We start from the raw sequence: 21,910 nt of genomic DNA, 5'->3' as shown, positions 1-21,910 counted from the left end.
TGGACTTACTCTGCCGCGGCCTTGCCGCCGCGCCCGAACCTCTGCTCGATATAGTCGGCGACCATTTTCTCGAAATCCGCAGCGATCGAAGGCCCGCGCAGCGTTGCCGCCTTCTTGCCGTCCACGAAGACGGGCGCCGTCGGCGTCTCGCCGGTGCCGGGTAGCGAAATGCCGATATCGGCGTGCTTGGATTCGCCCGGCCCGTTGACGATGCAGCCCATCACGGCGACCTTGAGGTTCTCGACGCCGGGATATCTTTCGCGCCACACCGGCATGTTTTTGCGCAGGTCCGCCTGGATGTTCTGCGCCAATTCCTGGAACACGGTGGAAGTCGTGCGGCCGCAGCCGGGGCAAGCCGCGACAATCGGCACGAACTGCCGGAAACCCATCGTCTGCAGCAATTCCTGCGACACCTGCACCTCGCGCGTGCGGTCGCCATTCGGCTCCGGCGTCAGCGAGATGCGGATGGTGTCGCCGATGCCTTGCTGCAAAAGGATGCCCATGGCGGCCGAGGAGGCGACGATGCCTTTCGAGCCCATGCCGGCTTCGGTGAGGCCGAGATGCAGCGCGTGGTTGGAGCGGGTGGCGAGTTCCGTATAGACGGCGATCAAATCCTGCACGCCGCTGACCTTGGCCGACAGGATGATCTTGTCGCGGCCAAGGCCGATCTCCTCCGCCATCTCGGCCGACAGGATCGCCGACTGCACGATCGCCTCACGCGTCACTTCCTGCGCCGTCAGCGGAAAGCCCTTGTCCTGGTTGTCGTCCATCAACCGGGTCAACAGCTCCTGGTCGAGCGAACCCCAGTTGACGCCGATGCGCACGGGCTTGTCATGCTTGATCGCCATTTCGACGATCGCCGCGAACTGCCGGTCCTTCTTGTCCTTGAAGCCGACATTGCCCGGATTGATGCGGTATTTGGCCAGCGCTTCGGCGCAGGCCGGATGAGCGGCCAGGAGCTTGTGGCCGATATAGTGGAAATCGCCGACCAGCGGCACGTCGATGCCGAGCCTCTGAAGCCGCTCATGGATGCGCGGCACGGCGGCGGCGCTCTCGTCGCGGTCGACGGTGATGCGCACGATCTCGGAGCCGGCGCGGTGCAGCGCCGCCACCTGCGCCACCGTCTGGTCGATGTCGGCGGTGTCGGTGTTGGTCATCGACTGCACGACCACGGGGGCGCCGCCGCCGACGACCACGCCGCCGACGTCGACGCCGACCGAGGTGCGGCGGGGAAAGGGAAAGGAAAAATATCCCGTCATGCCGGCAGCCTTTTGTCTCTGGAGCGCTACGCGTCTCTCTGAAGCCCCGTGCGTCCGCTTGGACGCACAAGCACTCCCGGGGGCCGATGCGCTGAAGTCCGGGCATGAGGTGGAGGAGCAAAGACGGCTTGTCAATGGCGACAGGTCGCCACTGGCAGCATTTGATCCCGCGGAGGACCTAAAAAGGATGCATGGCCCGTTGGCGGGCAAGACCCACAACAGGACTGAAAGGATATTAGCTGCGGCCTGCGGCGTGGAAATCAAAGCCAACCGCACCGGCGGCGATTGCCGCCGGTAAGCAAGACCGCGAGAGGTGAGCGGCTATATCAGGTGAGGGTCAATGCGTGGTCGGCTGCGCCCTCAGTTTCTCAATCGCATCCTTGATTGCCAGCTTGCGTCGCTTGAGATTCACGATTTCGAGGTCGTCCACCGACGGGTGGTTCATCGCGTCATCGATTTCACGTTCGATGTCGCCGTGTTTCCGCTGCAACTCATCAAGATGGGATGCAAGAGACATGATTGGTTCTCCCTTTCATGGTTTCCTCGATTGCAGCCGCCAAAGGCACGTCCACCGCAGGTCGTTTCTGTGACGGCACAATGACACTGTGCCACCTTCCGCCGGGGATGTCGAATGCTGCTTGGTAGCATTCCACGACAATGTGAAATGTGATATGGGCTGCGCGCCAGTGGCAGAAATTGCCGCCCCCGCCCAATCACGCCCCAGTTTTGGGCGCCGCAGACGTGCAGACGGTAAAGAATGTCCGATCAGGAACAGGCCGATATTCGCCTCGAATTTTCCCGGCTGAAGCAGGAACACGCCGATTTCGACGCGGCGATCAACGCGATGATCGCCATGAGCTGCGACCCGCTGCAGATCCAGCGCATGAAAAAAAAGAAGCTGGCGCTGAAAGACCGGCTGATGAAGCTGGAAGACAAGATCATTCCCGACATCATCGCTTGAGGCGCGTTCGCCTATCCTGCGATCGAGAGCCTGGCCGCGCGGTCGCGCAGCAGGCCGATGAGGCTGCCGGTCCGCTCCTGCGACGTATCGATGGGGACCACCAGGCACATCGTCGCCTCGACCTTGCCTGGCGCTGAAAAGACCGGCACGGCAAGACATTTGGTGTAGGCATCGACCAGACCCGAGGTCACGCAGTAGCCGGTGACGCGCGCCTTGGCGATATCGGCGATAAAATCGTCGAGCCGCAACTTGCGGCCGTCGGGCAGCACGAGATCGTCGTCCGATACCATGCTTTCGATCGCGGCCCTCTCCAGCCCCGCCAGAAGCAGCCGGCCGGACGCGGTCCAGGGGAGCGGTATCTGCAGGCCGGTGGCCGAGCTGATGCGGAACGGCCTGGTGCCCGGGCTTGAGTGGACGATTGTGTAGCGGCCGCTCTGCAGCATGCACAATTCCGAGGTCTCGCCCGTCTCGCGCGACAGATTGTCGACCTCCTGGCGCCCGCGCCGCAACAGGTCGTTGCCGCGCACATAATCCATTCCATAGAGATAGAGCTTCTTGCCGAAATAAACGCGGTTGCCATCGCCGGCCATTTCCAGCAGGCCGGCATCGACCAGCGATCGCACCAGCGTGTAGGTCGTCGAGCGGGGTGCGTTCACCCCCTTGGCAAGATCGCCGATGCCGATCGCCCTTTGCGTCGTGTGCAGAAACTCCAGAATCTCGAGCACCCGGTTGAGGCCCTTTTCACGGGAGCCCGAGATCTTCTCGCTGTCTGAAACAGCCAAGGCATTGCCATCTTGCATTGTCGATTCCTGGTGTTAGTATCTGTCTTGTACAGGATACATGCGTCCCTTGTAAGAGACAATCGGAATGATCACTGTCGCGTGTATGACCTGTGCGTAGGGAACACAACACGAAGGGAGGTCGCCGTGAACGACACATCCGGAAGACGTGATTTTCTGAAATTGGGAATGGCGGGACTTGCGACGGCCGGCGTGCTGGCAACCGTCGATGCCCAGAAGGCCGCCGCCCAGGCCGCGTCCGAAAGCCTGCTGCGCACCGTGCTCGACCGCGGCAAGCTGATCGTCGGCACCGGCAGCACCAACGCGCCCTGGCATTTCGAGAACGACGCCGGCGAACTGGTCGGCATGGACATCACCATGGGGCGGATTCTGGCCAAGGGGCTTTTCGACGACCCGACCAAGGTCGAGTTCGTCATGCAGGATCCGGCGCAGCGCATTCCCAACGTCACCACCAACAAGGTGGATATCACCATCCAGTTCATGACGATGACGGCGCAGCGCTCGCAGCTGATCAATTTCACCAGGCCGTACTATGTCGAAGGCGTTGCGCTGCTGACGCTTCCTACCGCCGAGAACAAGACCTTCGACAAGCTGCTTGCCGGCGGTTCGGCGACGCGCATTTCCATCCTGCAGAATGTCGACGCGGAGTCCTCCGTCCATTTCGCCTTGCCGCAGGCGCAGGTGATGCAGATCGACACCCAGGCCAACGTGCTGCAGGCGCTGGAATCCAAACGGGTCGACGCCGCCGCGGTCGATCTCTCCACCGTGCGCTGGCTAGCCTCGCGCAATCCGGACAAATATTTCGATGCCGGCAAGAGCTGGTATTCGATGCTCTATGGCGCCGCGGTCCGGCAAGGCGATCTGGACTGGCTGACCTTCGTTGACCAGACCTTCACCATCGCCATGTTCGGCCATGAGACGGCGCTATATGACGCCGCCTTCAAGCAGTATTTCGGCCAGGAGCCGCCGCCGCGCCACCCCGGCTTCCCGGTCATCTGATCCAGCAGGCGGAAGGGGCGGCATTCGGCACCCTTTCCGCCTGGCTTCTTCCGATGTCCTTCACACCGAGGCGGACGCATGGGCTATGCCCTCAACTTCAACCTGATCTGGCGGCACTTCGACAAGCTGTGGGGCGGCCTGCTGCTCAGCCTCGAGCTTGCCGTGATCTCGATCGCCGTCGGCATCGTCATCGGGCTGGTGCTGGCGGTCTGGTATGTCTCGGCCGGGCGCGTCGTGCGTGCGACGATCGCCGCCTATGTCGAATTCATCCGCAACGTGCCGCTGATCCTGCTCGTCTATCTCGTCTTCTACGGCCTGCCGACCGTGGTGGATCTGGCCTACAGCGCGCCGACCTCATTTGTCTTGACGCTGTCGGTCTATAGCGGCGCCTATCTGGTCGAGGTGTTTCGCTCGGGCCTCGAGGCTGTTCCGCGCGGCCAGCTCGATGCCGGCAAGGCTATCGGCCTGACGCCCTGGCAAAGGCTGCTCCACGTGCGCCTGCCGACCATGCTGCGCATCACGCTGCCGGCGCTCTCCAACACCTTCATCTCGCTGTTCAAGGACACCTCAATCGCCTCCGTCATCTCGGTGCCGGAACTCACCTACGGCGCCCAGTGGATCAACTTCAACACTTTCCGCATCGTCGAGGTCTATCTGGTCACCACGGCAATGTATCTGGTGACCGGCTATGCGCTGCTTTTCGCGCTGAGACTCGTCGAGCGCCGGTTCAGGGCGGCGCGCTGACATGCTGAGCCAGATCCTCTACGCCCTGCCCTTCCTCGCCCAAGGCTTCGCCGTGACCCTATGGGTGTCGCTGCTGGTCGTGGTGCTCTCGCTCATCGTCGGCGTCCTGCTCGGCGTCGGCCTGGTCTATGGCCCTGCCCCGTTGCGCTGGGTGGTGCGCATCTTCTCCGACACGATCCGCGGCATTCCGATCCTGGTGCTGATGTTCTTCGTCTATTACGGCCTGCCGGCGACCGGGCTTCATCTGCCGTCCTTCTGGGCCGCCGTACTGGCGCTCACTCTGTTCAAGACCGCGCAGGTGGTGGAATATGTGCGTGGCGCCGTCGCCTCCATTCCCAAGGGCCAGTCGGAAGCGGCGATGGCCATCGGGCTGACCTTCTCCCAGCGGCTCACCTCGGTCATCTTTCCGCAGGCCTTCAGGCGCTTCCTGCCGCCCTGGATCAACGGCGTCACCGACGCGGTCAAGGGCAGTGCGCTGGTCTCGCTGCTCGGCATCACCGACCTGATGCAGGCCATCAACCAAGTCATCGGCCGCACCTATGAGGCGATGCCGCTCTATATACTGGGCGCGCTCATCTACTTCGCGGTCAATTACGCGCTTTCGCTCGCCAGCCGGCGGCTCGAGCGGCGCTTTGCCTTCATCCGGGAATAGCACCATGTCCGACGCCACAAACGCCAGTTCCGCGCTGCTCGACGTGCGCGATGTCTCCAAGGCCTTCGGCGCCGTGGAGGTTCTGCGCTCCGTCAGTCTTCAGGTGAAGCGCGGCGAGGTGGTGACGGTCATCGGCCCCTCGGGCAGCGGCAAGACCACGCTGCTGCGCTGCGTCAACTTCCTCGAAAGCTACGACAGCGGCTCCATCCGCATCGACGGCAGGGAGGTCGGCTATCGCGAGGCTGGAACACGCCAGCGCCGCAGCGAACGCGACCTTGCCGCCATGCGCGCCGAAACCGGCATGGTGTTCCAGAGCTTCAACCTGTTTCCGCACCTGACGGCGGCCGGCAACATCATGCTTGGGCTCACCAAGGTGCGCGGAAAGAGCCAGTCCGAGGCGCGCAAGGCCGCCGAACACTGGCTCGGCCGCGTCGGCCTCGCCCACAAGGCCGACAGCCTGCCGGCGGAGCTGTCCGGCGGCCAGCAGCAGCGTGTCGGCATCGCGCGCGCCGTGGCGATGGAGCCGAAGATCCTGCTGCTCGACGAGATCACCTCCGCCCTCGACCCCGAACTGGTCGGCGAGGTGCTGGCCGTGGTGCGCAGCCTTGCCGAGGACGGCATGACCATGCTGATGGTGACGCACGAAATGGCCTTTGCCCGCGACGCTTCGAGCCGCATCGTATTCATGGCCGATGGCGGCGTCAGCGCCGTCGGCCCGCCGAAGGAGATCCTCGCGGCGGAGACCAGCAACGAACGCCTCCGCACCTTCCTGGCGCGCTTCCGCGCCTCGCATTTCTGACATTGGACGGCCGACGCCGCTCATTTTGAATATCGGATGGCTGAAGCCAACCAAGGGAGCCTTCTTCCATGACGCCTTATACCCGGCTTGCCGAACTCGGCCTGACGCTGCCCGAGCCGCCGATCCCCATCGCCAATTTCGTCACCCATGCCGAGAGCGGCCGGCTGATCTTCCTGTCCGGCCAGGGGCCGCTGCGCGCCGACGGCACGCTCTGCACCGGCAAGGTCGGCGAGGATGTGAGCGTCGAGCAGGCGTATGAACATGCCCGCCTGACCGGGCTCAATCTGCTTGCGGTCATGCATGCCGCCGCCGGCGATCTCGGCCGCATCGTGCGCGTCGTCAAGCTGCTCGGCTTCGTCAACGCGACGCCGACCTTCAGCGATCACCCGAAGGTGATGAATGGTTGTTCGGACCTGTTCGCCGATGTCTTCGACAAGATCGGCGGCCACGCGCGCTCGGCGATCGGCGTCGGCTCGCTGCCTGGAAACATCACTGTCGAAATCGAGGCGGTCGTCGAGATCGCCGCCTGACCTGCCACACACGGGATCCACTCACATGAAGACCTATTCCGACACCGGCTCCAACACCACCATCCGCGAACGGCTCGGCTTGCGGCCGATCATCAATATCTCCGGCACCATGACCGCGCTCGGTGCATCGATCATCGTCCCCGAGGCGATCAGCGCCATGGCGGAAATCGCCTCGCAATGGGTGGAGATGGACGATCTGCAGCGTGCCGCGAGCACGGTCGTCGCACGCCTCACCGGCGGCGAGGCCGGCTTCATCACCGCCTGCTGCGCCAGCGGCATCACCATGGCGATCGCCGGCGCGATGACGGGTACCAGCCTGCTCGCCATCGAGCGCCTGCCTGACGACACCGGCGAGCTCAAATCGGAAGTCGTCATCCAGCTAGGCCACATCGTCAATTACGGCGCGCCGATCGACCAGTCGGTCCGCCTCGCCGGCGCCAAGGTGGTGCCTGCCGGCACGGTCAGCGTGACGCAGGACTATCACGTGCGCGAGGCGATCAACGACCGCACCGCGGCGGGCCTTTACGTCGTTGCGCATCACACGGTGCAGTACGGCATGCTCTCGCTGGAAGAGTTCTGCGAGATTTGCCACGCCAAGGGCGTGCCGGTGATCGTCGATGCCGCTTCCGAATACGATCTGCGCGGTTTCCTGGCACGCGGCGCCGACATCGTCATCTACAGCGGCCACAAATTCCTGAGCGGGCCGACGAGCGGCATCGTCACCGGCAGCAAGGACCTCGTGCGTGCCGCCTATCTGCAGAACCGCGGCGTCGCCCGCGCCATGAAGGTCGGCAAGGAAAGCATAGCCGGCACCATGGCGGCGCTGGAGGCCTGGGAGAAGCGCGATCACGCCGGTATCCGCCGGCGCGAGGACGCCGCGCTCACTCTCTGGAAAGGCGCTTTGCAGGGCATACCCGGCATATCAGCCGAGACCATACCCGACCCCACCGCCAATCCGCTCGACCGCCTGCAGGTTTTCGTGCGGCCGGAAAGCCGCTTCACCGCCGCCGGCCTCGCCTCGGCGCTGGCCGCTGGCTCGCCGCCGATCATCGTGCGCAACCACGAGGTCGAACGCGGCCATTTCTTCCTCGACCCCTGCAACCTTCATCCCGGCGAAGCCGACATCGTCGCCGAACGGCTACGGGCCATATTGACCGCGAAGGATCGTCCAGCCGATGCGATGAAAGCCGCCCGCAAGGATTCATCAGGCGTTTTGCGCTGGCCGGATTGACTGCCAGACACGGTCCACCGGTAGAATTCACCGGCTGCATCAGGCTGATCACGCGACTGTGAACCGGCGACGGGAATAAATTGGGGTCGCGACAAGTCTCCTCGGCATGCGCCACTGCTGGCGCTGAGGAGATCGGCATGGGCCATCATCGCGCGGACGGCGGCGAACATGGTAGCGGCTTCAGCCGCCGCCACGTGCTGGCGCGCATGAACGTCACCGCTCTTTCCTCCATGGCGCCCCGCCTTCTCGTGGCGCCCCGCTTTCTCGTGGCGCCCCGCCTTCTCGTGGCGCTTGACACTGGTGACGCAGATGAATTCACTTTCGCCACAGCAGGCGACGTTGCCTGTTTCGGCGGGTTTCGCCCGCGCAGGCAGGACGAGATCACCGTCCTTGCTTGAAAGCGCACGGCCTGTTCCTCCCGGAGTGTCGGATCATGGTGCTGCTTTGAGCGAGAGGGCCTTGGCACAACGCTTCAACGAGGTGGTGCTGCCGCATCTCGGCGACGCGCTGTCACTTGCCCGCTGGCTGACCGGCAATGCAGCCGATGCCGAGGATGTCGTGCAGGACGCCTGCATCAAGGCGCATGCCGGCATATCAGGCTATGCCGGCGGCAACGCTCGCGCCTGGCTGCTGACCATCGTGCGCAACACCTCCTACACCTGGATGTCGCGCAACCGGCCGCGCGCCATGGTGGCCGTCGGCGACCTCGGCGATCTCGACGACATGGCGGCGGCCCATGGCACCAGCCTGCCGGACGAGGACGGCCCGGAGGCGAGCCTGATCGCCAGGGCCGACACGGCCGCACTCGAGGCGGCGATCGCCGCATTGCCGCAGCCATTTCGCGAAACGCTGGTGTTGCGCGACATCAACGGCCTCAGCTATCGCGAGATATCGGCCATGCTCGACGTCCCGATGGGCACGGTGATGTCCAGGCTTGCCCGCGCTCGCGGCCTGCTTACGTCTGCACTGGGGAGAGCGCCATGACCAGCCATGACGACGGACTGCCCAATGATCCCGAAGGTATCAGACTGATGATCCACGCCCTTGTTGATGGCGAACTCGATGCCGCGGCCGCCCTTGCCGTGGAGCGCCGCATCGCCGCCGACCCCCGGCTTGCCGCCGAGCATGCCCGTATCGTTGCCTTGCGCGGCGCGGTCAGCCGTTTGCCGCGCCCCAACGTCAGCGAAGCCTTCCGGGCTCGCATCGCGGCGATCGGCATGGCGGGCACCGAACAGCAGGAGCAGGCCGAGGCGACAGAGCCGCGGCAGGGCGCGCCGTTGGCGCTGCCGGGATTGATTGCGGGCGCCGGCGCGGGCCAGAGACGAACCGCGGGGACACGTCCGTCGCGGACGCGGCCATCGCCGGGGGCACGCCGCTTCGGCTCGTTCGACTGGCGCGCACTTGCCGCGTCGATCATGATCAGCGCCGTGCTGGCCAGCGGAGCGACGCAATGGGTGATGCAGAGCGGCGTGGATGACGGCTTTGCCGCGGCGGTCGCCAGCGGCCACCGCCGCAGCCTGCTTGCCGCGAGCCCGATCGACATCGTCTCGTCCGACCGCCATACGGTCAAGCCGTGGCTCGACGCCCGCATCGGCGTGTCGCCGCCGGCGCCGGATCTTGCCCAGGACGGCTACGCGCTGATTGGTGGCCGGGTCGAGGTGATATCAGGCCGGCCGGTTCCGGCCCTGGTCTATCGCCACCGCGAGCACCTGATCACGCTGGTCGCCGAACCGCAGCAGCGCGGCAGGATCACCCAGCCCGACGACCTTTCGTCGGGTGGCTTCTCGATGGTGCAGTGGAGCGACGGCGCCTTCTCCTACTGGGCGATCTCCGACATGGAGCGGCCGGAGCTCGACGACTTCGTCGCCCGTTTCCGCAAGGCGGCGGTATGACCCAGTTTCAGGAAAACGGCCCAAACGATCCTGGTGGACGCGAGCATTCGCGCCGCCGACGGCCGCGAAGACCGGCGGTCGCTGGTTCCGTCGCCTGAACAGGAGCTGCCCATTCGGGCAAGAAACGCCGCGCGGCGCGCAGTCCTCGCCGGCAGCCATTTCATCCGGTTATCCTGGTTGCCGGCCTATGAGGCTCTCGCCAGAAGTGACACCGGCGCGCGTTTGCCGGGACGCGCCCAACGCTGCTCATCCTTGCCGTTGCCGCCGAATTCCGCTAAGGCGCGCCTTTGTCGCCGGGAGCAGAAGCTTGAACGATCAACGCGCCGACGTCGCCATCATCATGGGCAGCCAATCCGACTGGGCAACGATGCGCCAGGCGGCCGAAACGCTGGAGGCCCTAGGCGTGCCGCACAAACGGCTGATCATCTCCGCGCATCGCACGCCGGACCGGCTCTATGACTTCGCCAAGGGCGCCAAGGCCGCCGGCTACAAGGTGATCATCGCCGGCGCCGGCGGTGCCGCCCACCTGCCCGGCATGACAGCCGCCATGACGCCGCTGCCGGTATTCGGCGTGCCGGTGGAATCAAAGGCGCTGTCGGGGCAGGATTCGCTGCTCTCGATCGTCCAGATGCCGGCCGGCATTCCGGTGGGCACACTGGCGATCGGCAAGGCGGGTGCAGCCAATGCCGCCTTGCTGGCCGCCGCCGTGCTGGCGTTGAACGACGACAAGCTCGCCCAGCGGCTCGATGCCTGGCGCGCCTCGCAGACCGCCAAGGTCGCGGCTGAACCCACGGATACGCCATGAGCCTGCCCGCCGGATCGACCGTCGGCATCATTGGCGGCGGCCAGCTCGGCCGCATGCTGGCGATGGCAGCCGCCCGTCTCGGCTACCACACAGTGGTGCTGGAGCCGCAGCCAGATTGCCCGGCCGCCCAGGTCGCCAACCGGCAGATAACGGCCGACTATGACGACCCGGGCGCCCTTGCCGAACTGGCGGCGGCAAGTTCCGTCGTCACCTACGAGTTCGAGAACGTTCCGGTTGCCGCGGCACAAGCGCTCGCCGCCAAGGTCGCGGTCTATCCGCCGGCACGCGCGCTGGATGTGGCGCAGGACCGGGTGAGCGAAAAGACATTCCTGAATGGCATCGGCATTGCCACCGCCGATTTCCGGCGGGTCGACACTGACGATGAACTGACGGCGGCGCTGAAGGCATTCGGCGGCAGCGGCATCCTGAAGACCCGGCGCATGGGCTATGACGGCAAGGGCCAGCGCGTCTTCCGCGACATGGCAACCGGCGGCTTCGCCGGCACCTGCGAGGCGATGGGCAATGTGCCGCTGATCCTGGAAAGCTTCGTGCCGTTCGAATGCGAGATATCCGTGATCGCGGCGCGTGGACAGGACGGCGCTGTCGCCGCCTACGATCCGGCCGAGAATGTCCACCGCGACGGCATTCTCCACACATCGACCTTGCCGGCCGCCATCATGCCCGGAACGGCGGAAGCGGCGCGCGCGGCGGCGGCGAAGATCCTGTCGGCACTCGACTATGTCGGCGTCATCGGTGTCGAATTCTTCGTGCTGGCGGACGGTTCGCTGCTCGCCAACGAGATCGCGCCGCGCGTCCACAATTCCGGCCACTGGACCGAAGCCGCCTGCATCGTTTCGCAGTTCGAGCAGCACATCCGCGCCGTTGCCGGCCTGCCGCTCGGCAGCCCGGAGCGCCATTTGGATTGCGTGATGGAAAACCTGATCGGCGACGACGTGCTGCGCGTCCCAGCCCTGCTCGCCGAGCCCGACCTGATGCTGCATCTCTACGGCAAGGTGGAGGCAAGGCCCGGCCGCAAGATGGGTCATTTCACCCGGATCACCCGCCGATAAAGCCGCTCACGCCCTGCAATGGCTGCCCAAGGCCGGCAAACTACTCCCCCTCGTCGCTATCGTCTGGACTGGCGCAGCTCGCATCGTCCCCTTGGCAATTGGCCGAGGCGGCGAGCTGCTTGATACGCTCGTTGGTCAGCCTGGTCAGGCATTGCGAAACCTCCATGGCATGGATGGAGCCGCCCTGACTGGCGGCCGTGGTATGCGCGCATTCGGCGTCGCGGAAGGCGATCCAGGCGCGCTGCGCCGTCTGCAGCAATCTCTTGTCATCGGCATCGTCGGAGCCGATCAGATCCTGATAAGCCTTATTGAGCCTGCCGTCGGCCGCCTGATAGTCCTCGCCGGCGCAGATGTTCATCATCTGCTGGCTGTCGTCGGATCGGTCGCATTCCTGGGCGCGCACGGTTGCGGTCGCCGCCAGGACGATCAGACAGGCATACAGGAATGTTCGGCGCACGCTGGTCTCCAAATCACTTGAGATCTACGGCATCATTCCAGCCGGCCCGGAACCGTGCAATGCCGCGGAGCCGACATGGCGGATATTTGATGATATCGGAACGCGCGGCACGCTTGCGGTTGACTTACGGTTGACACGGGCAAGGCTCCTCGTTTATGAGCCACCCACCGTTCAAAAGGCGCGTCTTCTGGCGCGCCTTAAAATTTCGACCCGGGACCGGGTCCACACCGACAGGCAAGACCATGAAGATCAAGAATTCGCTCAAGGCGCTGAAGGCGCGTCACCGCGACAACCAGCTGGTTCGCCGCAAAGGCCGCGTCTACATCATCAACAAGACCGCTCCGCGCTACAAGGCGCGCCAGGGCTGAGCTTTCGGCAGGAGGCTTTTCGCCTCCGCCATTGATGCATGTCGGCCTGCCGACCCTTTTTACGCTGAAATCACTTTGATGTTCCGCCGCCCGGGACTAGAGTCGGGCGATGCGGATTCTTTTTGCATTTTTGACGGCTCTCCTGGTTTCCGGCGCCTTGCCGGCCCTGGCGGACGATCAGGCGGCTCAGTCGCCGGCTCCGGATGCTCCGGCGGCGCCAATGACGAAACAGGTTCGGCTCGACAAGCTGTTCGCCGACCTGAAGCGCGAGCGCAACGAAAAGGCCGCCGAACGCATCGCCGGCAACATCTGGAACGAATGGTTCCGGTCCGGCAGCGCTTCCATCGACCTGATGATGCAGTGGTCGCAAAAGGCGATCGAGAACCACAAGTTCGACGTCGCGCTCGATTTCCTCGACCAGGTGGTGACCTTGCAGCCGACCTATGCCGAAGGCTGGAACCGGCGCGCCACGGTGCATTTCATGATGAAAAACTACGGCAAGTCGATGTCCGACATCGAGCACACGCTGAAGCTCGAGCCGCGCCATTTCGGTGCGCTGTCGGGTCTGGCGCAGATCATGACGCTGACCGGCCACAAGCAGTCGGCGCTCGAGGCCTGGCAGAAAGTGCTGGCCATCTATCCGATGATGCGCAGCGCCCAGGACCAGGTCGCCACCCTTTCCGAAGAGCTTGCCGGCGAAGGAATTTGACCAGGCAGTGGGGAATAGGGATTAGGCAGTAGGCTGAGATGCCCCTCCCCCTACTGCCCTACTGCCCTACTGCCCTACTGCCCTACTGCCTGTTCCCTTCTCCACCCGTATATCCCCATGAACCTTCTTTACGCCGCGTTCGCCTTCCTTTTCGCACTCGTCTTTGCCCTTGTCGGCGTTACCCGGATCGGCTCGTGGCTGATCGAACGCCGTAATCCATCCATCGGTGAATTCGCCGACATCGGCGGCGCCCGTATTCACTACGTCCATATTCCCGCCCCCGCCGATGCGGACCTGCCGCCGGTCGTCTTCATCCATGGCGCCAGCGCCAATCTCAGGGATCAGATGCTGCCGCTGAGGCCGATGCTGGAAGGCCGCGCCGAAATGCTGTTCTTCGACCGGCCGGGATTCGGCTGGTCCGGGCGCGGACCGGGCACCAATGAAGACCCGTCGGCGCAGGCCAATACCCTCGCCGCGCTGATGGATCATCTGCGCATCCGCGAGGCAATCATCGTCGGCCATTCCTTTGGCGGCGTGGTGACATCGGCATTCGGCCGCGAACATCCCGACAGGACGCTCGGACTGATCTTCCTGGCGCCGGCGACCCATCCGTGGCCGGGCGGCGCGACATCCTGGTACTACGACCTGGCCATGCTTCCGGTGATCGGCCGGCTGTTCTCCGAAACGCTGACCTATCCCGCCGGAACACTGCGGATTGCCGATGCCACGACCTGCGTCTTCTCGCCGAACAAGGTGCCGGACGACTATATCGACAAGGCGTCGATCCCGCTGGTGCTGCGGCCAGCGGCCTTCCGCGCCAATGCCAGCGATGTTGCCGGGCTCTACCGCTATGCGCTCGGCGCCGCACCGCGCTACAACGAGATCAAGGCGCCGACCGTGGTCATCTCAGGCGACCGCGACAAGGTCGTCTACGCGCGTATCCATTCCGTCGGCCTGGTGCGCGACATCGCCGGCGCCGAACTCGTCTGGGTGGGCAATCTCGGCCACAAGCCAGACTGGATCGCCCCCGACCTCGTCGTCGGGGCTGTCGAGAAGGTCGCCGGCAAGGATATCGATCTCAAGGCGATGGCCAGGACGGTGGAGGCCCGGATCGCCGGCGATGCCTATGGCGCCGATACATGTGCCGACATCAGGGAACCCCAAGCTGAGCTCGCACCGACTTGAGGCCTGTCCCTGGGCGAACGAGCAGGCTGCGCCACAAGCTAAATGACCAGCAGCGGGGTTTTGCCGGGAACGCGCTCATAGAGGTCCATGACGTCTTGGTTGAACATGCGTACGCAGCCGGATGAAGCGGATTTGCCGATGGACTTCCAATCCGGCGACCCGTGAATGCGGTAAAGCGTGTCGACGCCATCCTTGAAGATGTAGAGGGCGCGAGATCCGAGCGGGTTGCTGACGCCGGGCTCCATGCCCTGGCGCCATTTTTCCAGCTTCGGATCCCGGCGGATCATCGCCGAAGGCGGCGTCCAGGTCGGCCATTTGCGTTTCCACTGGACGATCGCGCGACCCTTCCAGGAATAGCCCTGGCGACCCAGGCCGACGCCATAGCGCATGGCCTTGCCATCCTTGAGCACCAAGTAGAGGAATTTGTCGGTCCTATTGACCACGATCGTTCCAGGTCTCTCGCCCGTCGGATCGTCGACCATCTGCCGCAGAAATCGTTCGTCGACCTTGGTGAAGGGTATCGCCGGCAACGCATGGCCGCCATCCCCGACCGCGCTGTACATGCTCGCATGGTCGGGCGACGCCGGGACCATGATTTCAGGCGCGGCTTGTTCGATCGGCGTCTTTTCCGGTGTCGGCTCAAGCGGCGCGGGATTGAAGGAACTGGCCGCGCTGATCGGCTGCCTGGGCATCTGGGCACAGGCCGAGATCGCCGAAACGCCGACAAGCGACAGCCCGGTCAGCAGCGACCGGCGCGAAACGAGAGATGACATTGAAGTACACTTTCAAAATGGGAGATGCTGGCGGGTAGGGCGACTGTTAACGCCACTTCACCGCGTCTTGTAGAGGCGATCGCGGCAAGTCCGTGTCCAGACAGAGGCCAGGACCATTGTCCAAGCCTCTGTTGCATCGCGGCCACAGTGAGCTACGCACAGGGCGCGGGATATGCTTCCGTCAGGAAGGGCTGGGCTTACCGGCCGGCTGCTTCCGATCCGACATAGGCGATGCGCAGCATGTTGGTCGACCCCGGAGTCCGCAACGGCACGCCGGCGGTGATGATGACGCGGTCGCCCGGCTTGCCGAATTCTTCTTCCAGCGCAATGCGGCAGGCGCGGTTGACCATGTCGTCGAGATCGGTGGCATCGGGCGAGACCACGCAATGCGTGCCCCACAGCAGCGACAGCCGCCTGGCCGTGTTGACGATCGGCGACAGCGCCACGATCGGCACCTGCGGCCGTTCGCGCGCCGCGCGCAACCCGGTGGTGCCGGACGCGGTATAGGTGATGATCGCCGACAGTTTCAGCGTTTCGGCGATTTCGCGGGCGGCCAGCGAAATCGCGTCAGCCCCGGTCGCTTCCGGCTCAGAGCGCTGCGCGTTGATGATGCCGGCATAGGTCGGGTCGGTTTCGACCTTGGTGGCGATGCGGTTCATCATCGCCACCGCTTCCACGGGATAAGCACCCGCCGCCGATTCGGCCGACAGCATGATGGCGTCGGCACCCTCGAAGACGGCGATCGAAACGTCGGATACTTCGGCGCGGGTCGGCACCGGGGCGGTGATCATCGATTCCAGCATCTGCGTGGCGATCACCACCGGTTTGCCGGCGCGCCGCGCGGCGCGCGTGATCTGCTTCTGGATGCCCGGCACAGCTTCCAGCGGCATCTCGACGCCGAGGTCGCCGCGGGCGACCATCAGGGCGTCGGACAGCTCGATGATCTCGGCCAGCCTGGCGACGGCCTGCGGCTTTTCGATCTTGGCCATGATCAGAGCCCGGCCACGCGCGATCTTGCGCGCTTCCGCCAGATCCTCCGGCCGCTGCACGAAGGACAGCGCGACCCAGTCGACGCCCGTGGCGAGCACGGCGTCGAGATCCTTGCGGTCCTTCTCGGTCAACGCGCCGACCGGCAGGTCGGTATCGGGCAGGCTGACGCCCTTCTTATCGGAAATCGTGGTGCCGGCGACGACAGTGCAGGTGATCGACTTGCCGTTGCTCTTCACCGCCTTCAGCTCGAGCTTGCCATCATCGATCAAAAGTCGGTGACCGGCCTCGACCGAGCTCAGGATCTCCGGATGCGGCAGATAGACCCTGGTCGAATTGCCCGGTTCGGGATTGTCGTCAAGCGTGAAGGTTTGGCCTGATGTCAGCACTTCCTTGCCATTGGCGAACTTGCCGACGCGCAACTTGGGGCCTTGCAGGTCGGCCAGGATGCCGATCGGCCGGCCAACCTTTTCCTCGACGGCGCGGATGCGGCCCACCAGCGTGCGCATCAGCTCGTGGTCGGTGTGGCTCATGTTGATGCGGAACACATCGGCGCCCGCTTCGAACAATTTCTTCAGCATCTCCTCGGAGGAGGAGGCGGGGCCGATTGTGGCTAGGATCTTGACCTTGCGGCTACGTCTCATTGACTATTGATTCCCGGGGTGGCTGGGGCGCCTCCCGTTGCGGGCTCATCGGTCAGCTGGACCATCCAGCTTGCCTGCTCGCCCGTGTCATATTCCTGGAATCCGGCGCGCTGGAAGCCCCGGGCGACGCAGTCGTTTACGCCGGCGATCTTGAACTCTTTTTCAGCCACGCACATGTTGATCGGGCCGTCCCAGCGTCCACCACGCTCGGCGTCTTCTGCATAAAGATAGTAAAACCTTGATGACAGCGGCCCTTCGATCAACGTCTTGCAGCTCGATCCTTCAATGTGCCACCAGCCCTCTGTGATCCAGCCGGCCTTGGCACGATAGCCGATGCCGACGCCGACCAGGTTCTGCGTGGCGTTGCAGACGCGGAAATCGGCGCGTGCCGGCGAGGCCATGACCATTGCCGACATGCCGACGGTCAGGATCAGGAGCGGCATGGCAAAGGCAGGGCGCATGCGCTGCCTGCCGGCGGAACCCATTCCAAAACCCCTCAAGAACCACATCTGCATCTCTCTGCGCCCCTTTTCGGAAAAGTCCGAGCGCATGTCAACGCGCCGTTTTTACCAATTCCAATCGATTTAGGAAGGCTCCCGGCGCACTTTCCGTCGCCCCTTGCCAGATTTCGGCGGAAACCTTGGCCAAACAACGGCATTGCGCACGCGTCGTCTTCATGGAATGACGATAGCACCCTCCCCGGAAGCCAGCGAACAGACCTTTTCCCGCCAATGACCCGATCCACAGTTTTCGCGCCCTTCGATCTCGTCGAGGGCGACCGCAAGCGAGGCATCGTGCTCCTGGCCGATCATGCCCGCCGCGACCTGCCCGACGACTATGGCAGCCTCGGCCTGCCGGCTGCCGAGTTCGACCGCCATATCGCCTATGACATCGGCGTCGAGGCGGTGACGCGCGAGCTCGCCGCCTTGCTCGATGTGCCCGCGGTGATCGCCAATTTCTCGAGGCTGCTGATAGATCCCAACCGCGGCGAAGACGATCCGACCCTCATTCGCCAGCTCTATGACGGCACGATGGTGCCGGGAAACTATCCCATGGCGCCGGAGGAACGCGAAAGACGGCTCGATCGCTTCTACCGGCCTTATCACGACGCCGTTGCCGCCATGATCGCTTCGGTCGCGCAGGCTTCCGGGCAGGCGCCGTTCATCTTTTCGGTGCATTCCTTCACGCCGGTCATGCAAGGGATCCAGCGTCCCTGGCATGTCGGCATCCTGTGGGACAAGGACGACCGGGTGGCGCGGCCGCTGATCGATATGCTCGGTGAGGACAAGAACCTCGTCGTCGGCGACAATGAACCTTATGACGGCGCGCTGCGCGGCGACACCATGTTCAAGCATGCCATCGTCAACGGCTATGCCCACGCGCTCATCGAGATTCGTCAGGACCTGATATCTGACCAGAAAGGTGCGATCGCGTGGGCCGAGCGCCTGGCCCCGATCGTTGACGCTATCGATCGCCGTGCCGATATACACGTGATCAGGCAATTCGGCTCGCGCACCGGGCCGGTGTAAGCCGTATGGAGGTTGCGATGACCGAACTCAACGACCAGCAGAAGCGCGACTTCGAGGCCGCGGCCTTTCGCCGGCTGGTCGAGCATCTCAGAGAACGCAGCGATGTGCAGAACATCGAGCTGATGAACCTTGCCGGTTTCTGCCGCAACTGCCTGTCGAACTGGTATCGCGAAGCGGCGAATGCCGAGGGCGTCGACCTCTCCAAGGACCAGTCGCGCGAGATCGTCTACGGCATGCCCTATGCCGACTGGCAGGCGCTCCATCAGACGGAAGCTTCCGACGCCAAGAAGGCCGAGTTCGAGGCAAGGCGTCCCAAGGACCACTAGCGAACCTTGTACGGCCACCAGCCTCCGGCACTACTTCCGACGCGGGACGAAGTTTCTGAGGCTTCGTTATCCTCTGCGCCGCGTCGCTTCGCTCCTTGCTTTGCCCGTGGATGACGAATGGAGAAGCGTTTCTGCCAACCTCCAAAGCCGCAGCACGCCTCGAACGAAACCGACCCTCGGTTGCTTCCTTTGGTCCAAACACTTCCCATTGCGGGGTGCTTGACTGAAAATTGAATCGATCTAATTTGCCGCACAAAGCCATTTTCTGAGCGGATTCGCCTTTATGAACGTGTCGAACACCATGCAGACTGCCATTCGCGGGCGATGGGCCGTGGCCGCCATTTTCCTCGCCAATGGCTTCCTGACCGGCAGCTGGGCGCCGCAGATCCCGGTGTTCCTGACCCGGCTGGACATCTCGAAATTCACGCTCGGCCTGCTGATCCTTTTGTTCGGCGCCGGCGCGGTCACCGCGATGACCTGGTGCGGCCACCTGATTTCGAAACACGGTTCTCGCACCGTGCTGCGCTGGTTCGGCCTCTGCGGCAGCCTTGGCCTGCTGGTCGTGGCGCTGGCGCCCAACGTGCCGCTGGCGGCCATCGCCATGTTCATCTTCGGCGGCTCGATCGGCGGCATGGATGTCGCCATGAACGCCAACGCGGTGGTCGTCGAACGAAAATTGTCCCGCGCGATCATGTCCTCCTCGCACGGCTTCTGGAGTCTCGGCGGCTTCGCCGGCGGAGCGCTTGGTGGCTTCGGCATCCAGAATTATGGCCATCTCGCCCACGCCGCGGTGGTGACGGCGCTTGCCTTCGCGGCAATCGCGGCGGCGGTGCCTCATGTCGTGGCCGAACATAAGCCGCAGGCTGCCGAGCATCACAAATTCACCTTGCCGGCGAACCCGCTGGTCTACCTGGTCGGCCTGATGGCGCTGCTGACGATGATTTCCGAAGGTGCCGTGCTCGACTGGGCGGCGCTGTATCTGCGGCAGGAACTCGGCGCCGACCTTGCCGTTGCCGGTCTCGCCTACGCCGCCTTCTCCGGCGTCATGGCAATCATGCGTTTCTTCGGCGATGGCGTGCGCAACCGTTTCGGCGCGGTGACGACACTGCGCGGCTCTGCCATTGTCGCCGCCACCGGTATGCTGGTCGCCGGCCTGTCGCCCTCGCCCTGGCTCGCCATCGCGGCCTTTGCGCTTTGCGGCTTCGGCATCGCCAACATGGTGCCGATCATCTTTTCGGCCGGCGGTAACCAGGAAGGCATGTCGTCGGGCACCGGCATGAGCGTCGTCACCACCATGGGTTATTCCGGCATTCTGGTGGCGCCGTCGGCGATCGGCTTCGTCGCCGAGCATTTCAGCTTCGGCCCGATCTTCATCGCCATGGCGGGCTTGCTGATCGTCGTGTTGCTGATGGCCGGACTGGCTCACCGGGCCGAATTCGCGCCCGCACCCGCCGAATAGCGCTTCAGTTCCTCATGGAGAAAATCCGCCACGCGGCGGATGCGCACGCTGCCGCGCACATCGCGATGCAGGCGAGCCACATCGGCAGGTTCGGCAGCGGCAGGCTGGGCAGCACCTTCTCCATCAGCGAATCCCGCTCGGCCAGCGGTCGCTGGCCGAGGCCGATACCGTTTCCCGTCCGCACCGCTTCCCACTCGCCTGCTCGCTGACCGCCTTGCCGCGTTCGAACAGCGTGGCCCCGGCTTCCGTGAGCACATAGCTTCTTCGCCCACGCCGGAACAGCGTGACGCCCAGCGCCGCTCCAACTCCCCGATGTGACGGCCAAGCGTCGGCTGGCTGGCGGACAAGTTTCGCGCCGCGGCCGACAGGCTGCCTGTTCCAGCGACCGTGACGAAGGTTCCAGTCGACATTTTCCATTCAAGAATGAATATCGAACCTACGTTCATGGTCAATTTCAATTCATCTGCGGGACGATCATATTCGCCCTGCAAACACCGATGCGGACTGCAACTACCAGCCAGGGGTACTGACATGACCAAGATCGCAATTCTCGGCGCCAATGGCCGGCTCGGCCGCGTGGTTGCCAAAGCCTTCATCGACGCCGGCTTCGACGTTCGCGCCGTCACCCGTTCCGGCAAGGTGCCGGCCGAGCTCAAAGGCGCCATGGCGGTCGCCGGCGATGCGCTGGACCGTCAATCGCTGGTCCGCGCCACCGAGGGTGTCGATATCATCTTCAATGGCCTCAGCCCGATCTACACCGACTGGAGCAAGTGCTTGCCGATGGCGCAGAACGTCATGGCCGCCTGTTACGCGAACAACGCGCTGCATCTTTTTCCCGGTACCATCTACAATTACGGTTCGCCGATGCCGGCGGTGCTGTCAGAGGACACGCCTTTCAATCCGACGACCGAAAAGGGCCGCATCCGCTGTGCCATGGAGGAGCTGTTCCGGAACGAAGCCGAGGCAGGCCGGGTCCGAACCATTCTTCTGCGGGCCGGCGACTTTTTCGGCGGCACAGGCAGCGGCTCGTGGTTCGACCTGGTCGTCGCCGCCAAGATGACCAAGGGCATCTACACCGCGCCCGGCCCGGCCGACCTTGTGCATGAATGGGCCTATTTGCCGGACTTCGCCGTGGGCTTCGTGGCGCTGGCGCGCAATCTCGACAAGCTCGGCTCCTACGAGGCGCTGAACTTTCCCGGCCACGCGGTCACCGATCTGGAAATCAAGGCCGCCGCCGAGAAAGCACTCGGCCGGCCGCTGAAGATGAGCGCGATGGCGTGGTGGGTGCTGCGCGCCGGCAGCCCGTTCGTGGCAATGTGGCGCGAGATCGTCTCGATGTCCTATCTGCGCTTCGAGCCACACCGGCTGGTTTCGACGCGGCTGGAGGGCATCATCGGTGAGATACCCCATACGCCGCTCGATCAGGCTGTCGCCGAGGCCCTTGAGGATATCGGCATCGCCACCGCGAATGGCCATTTGCACGCCGCCTGAATGAGGTTGGCGGGCCAAGCCCGCCCACGCCTCTTCACCAGCCGATAGGCGGCTCAGAGCCGCCCCATCAAAAGCAGCACCAGAACCACCACCAGCACCACACCGACTATGCCCGAAGGTCCATACCCCCAGGAGCGCGAATGCGGCCAGGCCGGCACCGCGCCGATAAGCACAAGGATCAGGACGATGATGACAATGGTGATGATCGGCATGACGAAATCCCCGCTCTGCATTGCTCCC

Annotated in this window: 27 protein-coding genes and 1 pseudogene; 19 read left to right on the top strand and 9 right to left on the bottom strand. The window is 64.2% G+C overall.

Annotated features, from left to right (window positions below):
• Nucleotides 1-5 precede the first annotated feature (5 nt).
• Complete coding sequence (gene ispG / locus FJ930_RS00910; protein WP_141833795.1) at nt 6-1,259, bottom strand: flavodoxin-dependent (E)-4-hydroxy-3-methylbut-2-enyl-diphosphate synthase; 1,254 nt, start codon at nt 1,257-1,259, stop codon at nt 6-8.
• A gap of 337 nt (nt 1,260-1,596) precedes the next feature.
• A complete protein-coding gene (locus tag FJ930_RS00905; RefSeq protein WP_140608175.1) occupies nt 1,597-1,776 on the bottom strand; it encodes a YdcH family protein in 180 nt (59 codons plus the stop codon).
• A gap of 240 nt (nt 1,777-2,016) precedes the next feature.
• Here FJ930_RS00905 and FJ930_RS00900 point away from each other — a divergent pair, with 240 nt between their 5' ends.
• Nucleotides 2,017-2,220 (top strand): YdcH family protein, encoded by a 204-nt coding sequence (locus FJ930_RS00900; RefSeq protein WP_140748526.1) that lies wholly within the window; start codon nt 2,017-2,019, stop codon nt 2,218-2,220.
• Nucleotides 2,221-2,231: 11 nt separating this feature from the next.
• Here the strand turns inward: FJ930_RS00900 and FJ930_RS00895 are convergent, their stop codons facing one another.
• Nucleotides 2,232-3,020: an IclR family transcriptional regulator gene (locus tag FJ930_RS00895; protein ID WP_141833793.1), complete on the bottom strand. Its 789-nt coding sequence runs from the start codon at nt 3,018-3,020 to the stop codon at nt 2,232-2,234.
• Between the two features lie 168 nt (nt 3,021-3,188).
• On the opposite strand from FJ930_RS00895, the gene FJ930_RS00890 reads away from it, so the two are divergent.
• The 11 genes from FJ930_RS00890 (at nt 3,189) to FJ930_RS00840 (ending at nt 11,742) form a co-directional block, all read left to right on the top strand.
• Complete coding sequence (locus FJ930_RS00890; protein ID WP_181176553.1) at nt 3,189-4,019, top strand: transporter substrate-binding domain-containing protein; 831 nt, start codon at nt 3,189-3,191, stop codon at nt 4,017-4,019.
• A 78-nt stretch (nt 4,020-4,097) separates the two neighbouring features.
• Nucleotides 4,098-4,763, top strand: coding sequence for an amino acid ABC transporter permease (locus FJ930_RS00885; RefSeq protein WP_141833791.1), 666 nt, complete (start codon nt 4,098-4,100; stop codon nt 4,761-4,763).
• Nucleotide 4,764: 1 nt separating this feature from the next.
• Nucleotides 4,765-5,415 carry an amino acid ABC transporter permease gene (locus tag FJ930_RS00880; protein WP_141833789.1) on the top strand — a complete coding sequence of 217 codons (651 nt, stop codon included), beginning with the start codon at nt 4,765-4,767 and terminating at the stop codon, nt 5,413-5,415.
• Between the two features lie 4 nt (nt 5,416-5,419).
• On the top strand, nt 5,420-6,214 hold the full coding sequence (locus FJ930_RS00875; protein WP_141833788.1) for an amino acid ABC transporter ATP-binding protein: 795 nt from the start codon (nt 5,420-5,422) through the stop codon (nt 6,212-6,214).
• A 68-nt stretch (nt 6,215-6,282) separates the two neighbouring features.
• Complete coding sequence (locus FJ930_RS00870; protein ID WP_140748538.1) at nt 6,283-6,744, top strand: RidA family protein; 462 nt, start codon at nt 6,283-6,285, stop codon at nt 6,742-6,744.
• A 25-nt stretch (nt 6,745-6,769) separates the two neighbouring features.
• Entirely contained in the window at nt 6,770-7,975 is a 1,206-nt protein-coding gene (locus tag FJ930_RS00865; RefSeq protein ID WP_141833786.1) for an aminotransferase class V-fold PLP-dependent enzyme, read from the top strand.
• Between the two features lie 137 nt (nt 7,976-8,112).
• A complete protein-coding gene (locus tag FJ930_RS00860; RefSeq protein ID WP_141833784.1) occupies nt 8,113-8,373 on the top strand; it encodes a hypothetical protein in 261 nt (86 codons plus the stop codon).
• A gap of 46 nt (nt 8,374-8,419) precedes the next feature.
• Entirely contained in the window at nt 8,420-8,959 is a 540-nt protein-coding gene (locus FJ930_RS00855) for a sigma-70 family RNA polymerase sigma factor (protein WP_141833782.1), read from the top strand.
• Nucleotides 8,956-9,867: an anti-sigma factor gene (locus FJ930_RS00850; RefSeq protein ID WP_140748550.1), complete on the top strand. Its 912-nt coding sequence runs from the start codon at nt 8,956-8,958 to the stop codon at nt 9,865-9,867. The genes FJ930_RS00855 and FJ930_RS00850 overlap by 4 nt, the downstream gene beginning before the upstream one ends.
• A gap of 307 nt (nt 9,868-10,174) precedes the next feature.
• Nucleotides 10,175-10,672 carry a 5-(carboxyamino)imidazole ribonucleotide mutase gene (purE, locus tag FJ930_RS00845; RefSeq protein ID WP_140748553.1) on the top strand — a complete coding sequence of 166 codons (498 nt, stop codon included), beginning with the start codon at nt 10,175-10,177 and terminating at the stop codon, nt 10,670-10,672.
• Nucleotides 10,669-11,742: a 5-(carboxyamino)imidazole ribonucleotide synthase gene (locus tag FJ930_RS00840; protein ID WP_141833780.1), complete on the top strand. Its 1,074-nt coding sequence runs from the start codon at nt 10,669-10,671 to the stop codon at nt 11,740-11,742. The genes purE and FJ930_RS00840 overlap by 4 nt, the downstream gene beginning before the upstream one ends.
• 40 nt (nt 11,743-11,782) lie before the next feature.
• Here the strand turns inward: FJ930_RS00840 and FJ930_RS00835 are convergent, their stop codons facing one another.
• Nucleotides 11,783-12,199: a lysozyme inhibitor LprI family protein gene (locus tag FJ930_RS00835; RefSeq protein ID WP_141833778.1), complete on the bottom strand. Its 417-nt coding sequence runs from the start codon at nt 12,197-12,199 to the stop codon at nt 11,783-11,785.
• A 242-nt stretch (nt 12,200-12,441) separates the two neighbouring features.
• Between FJ930_RS00835 and ykgO the strand changes: the two genes are divergently transcribed.
• The 3 genes from ykgO (at nt 12,442) to FJ930_RS00820 (ending at nt 14,461) form a co-directional block, all read left to right on the top strand.
• Nucleotides 12,442-12,567 (top strand): type B 50S ribosomal protein L36, encoded by a 126-nt coding sequence (ykgO, locus tag FJ930_RS00830; protein ID WP_006327841.1) that lies wholly within the window; start codon nt 12,442-12,444, stop codon nt 12,565-12,567.
• Between the two features lie 109 nt (nt 12,568-12,676).
• Complete coding sequence (locus FJ930_RS00825) at nt 12,677-13,276, top strand: hypothetical protein (protein WP_141833776.1); 600 nt, start codon at nt 12,677-12,679, stop codon at nt 13,274-13,276.
• Between the two features lie 117 nt (nt 13,277-13,393).
• On the top strand, nt 13,394-14,461 hold the full coding sequence (locus FJ930_RS00820; protein ID WP_141833773.1) for an alpha/beta hydrolase: 1,068 nt from the start codon (nt 13,394-13,396) through the stop codon (nt 14,459-14,461).
• 38 nt (nt 14,462-14,499) lie between these two features.
• On the opposite strand, the gene FJ930_RS00815 is transcribed toward FJ930_RS00820, so the two are convergent.
• The 3 genes from FJ930_RS00815 to FJ930_RS00805 all read right to left on the bottom strand — a co-directional run bounded on the left by FJ930_RS00815 (nt 14,500) and on the right by FJ930_RS00805 (nt 17,326).
• Nucleotides 14,500-15,234 (bottom strand): L,D-transpeptidase, encoded by a 735-nt coding sequence (locus FJ930_RS00815; protein WP_141833771.1) that lies wholly within the window; start codon nt 15,232-15,234, stop codon nt 14,500-14,502.
• Nucleotides 15,235-15,431: 197 nt separating this feature from the next.
• Nucleotides 15,432-16,865 (bottom strand): pyruvate kinase, encoded by a 1,434-nt coding sequence (pyk, locus tag FJ930_RS00810; RefSeq protein WP_141833768.1) that lies wholly within the window; start codon nt 16,863-16,865, stop codon nt 15,432-15,434.
• On the bottom strand, nt 16,862-17,326 hold the full coding sequence (locus FJ930_RS00805; protein WP_181165551.1) for a DUF1036 domain-containing protein: 465 nt from the start codon (nt 17,324-17,326) through the stop codon (nt 16,862-16,864). The genes pyk and FJ930_RS00805 overlap by 4 nt, the downstream gene beginning before the upstream one ends.
• 270 nt (nt 17,327-17,596) lie before the next feature.
• On the opposite strand from FJ930_RS00805, the gene FJ930_RS00800 reads away from it, so the two are divergent.
• The 3 genes from FJ930_RS00800 (at nt 17,597) to FJ930_RS00790 (ending at nt 20,179) form a co-directional block, all read left to right on the top strand.
• Nucleotides 17,597-18,394, top strand: a complete 798-nt coding sequence (locus tag FJ930_RS00800) for an N-formylglutamate amidohydrolase (protein WP_141833765.1) — start codon at nt 17,597-17,599, stop codon at nt 18,392-18,394.
• A 17-nt stretch (nt 18,395-18,411) separates the two neighbouring features.
• Nucleotides 18,412-18,720: a DUF1244 domain-containing protein gene (locus tag FJ930_RS00795; protein ID WP_141833762.1), complete on the top strand. Its 309-nt coding sequence runs from the start codon at nt 18,412-18,414 to the stop codon at nt 18,718-18,720.
• A 283-nt stretch (nt 18,721-19,003) separates the two neighbouring features.
• A complete protein-coding gene (locus tag FJ930_RS00790) occupies nt 19,004-20,179 on the top strand; it encodes an MFS transporter (protein ID WP_141833760.1) in 1,176 nt (391 codons plus the stop codon).
• 341 nt (nt 20,180-20,520) lie between these two features.
• On the opposite strand, the pseudogene FJ930_RS30265 reads toward FJ930_RS00790, so the two are convergent.
• Nucleotides 20,521-20,589, bottom strand: a pseudogene (locus tag FJ930_RS30265) (hypothetical protein); the annotation flags it as partial.
• A 121-nt stretch (nt 20,590-20,710) separates the two neighbouring features.
• Here FJ930_RS30265 and FJ930_RS00780 point away from each other — a divergent pair.
• Complete coding sequence (locus FJ930_RS00780) at nt 20,711-21,670, top strand: SDR family oxidoreductase (RefSeq protein WP_141833758.1); 960 nt, start codon at nt 20,711-20,713, stop codon at nt 21,668-21,670.
• Between the two features lie 53 nt (nt 21,671-21,723).
• Here FJ930_RS00780 and FJ930_RS00775 read toward each other — a convergent pair whose 3' ends face one another.
• The gene (locus FJ930_RS00775) at nt 21,724-21,882 is read right to left on the bottom strand and encodes a DUF3309 family protein (protein WP_140608213.1); all 159 of its coding nucleotides are present in this window, start codon (nt 21,880-21,882) and stop codon (nt 21,724-21,726) included.
• Nucleotides 21,883-21,910: the final 28 nt, after the last annotated feature.

Origin of the sequence: Mesorhizobium sp. B2-4-15 (assembly GCF_006658505.1) — a bacterium.
Lineage (GTDB): Bacteria > Pseudomonadota > Alphaproteobacteria > Rhizobiales > Rhizobiaceae > Mesorhizobium.
The sequence above is the reverse complement of the archived record's forward strand: the minus strand, read 5'-3'. Positions and strand labels throughout refer to the sequence as shown.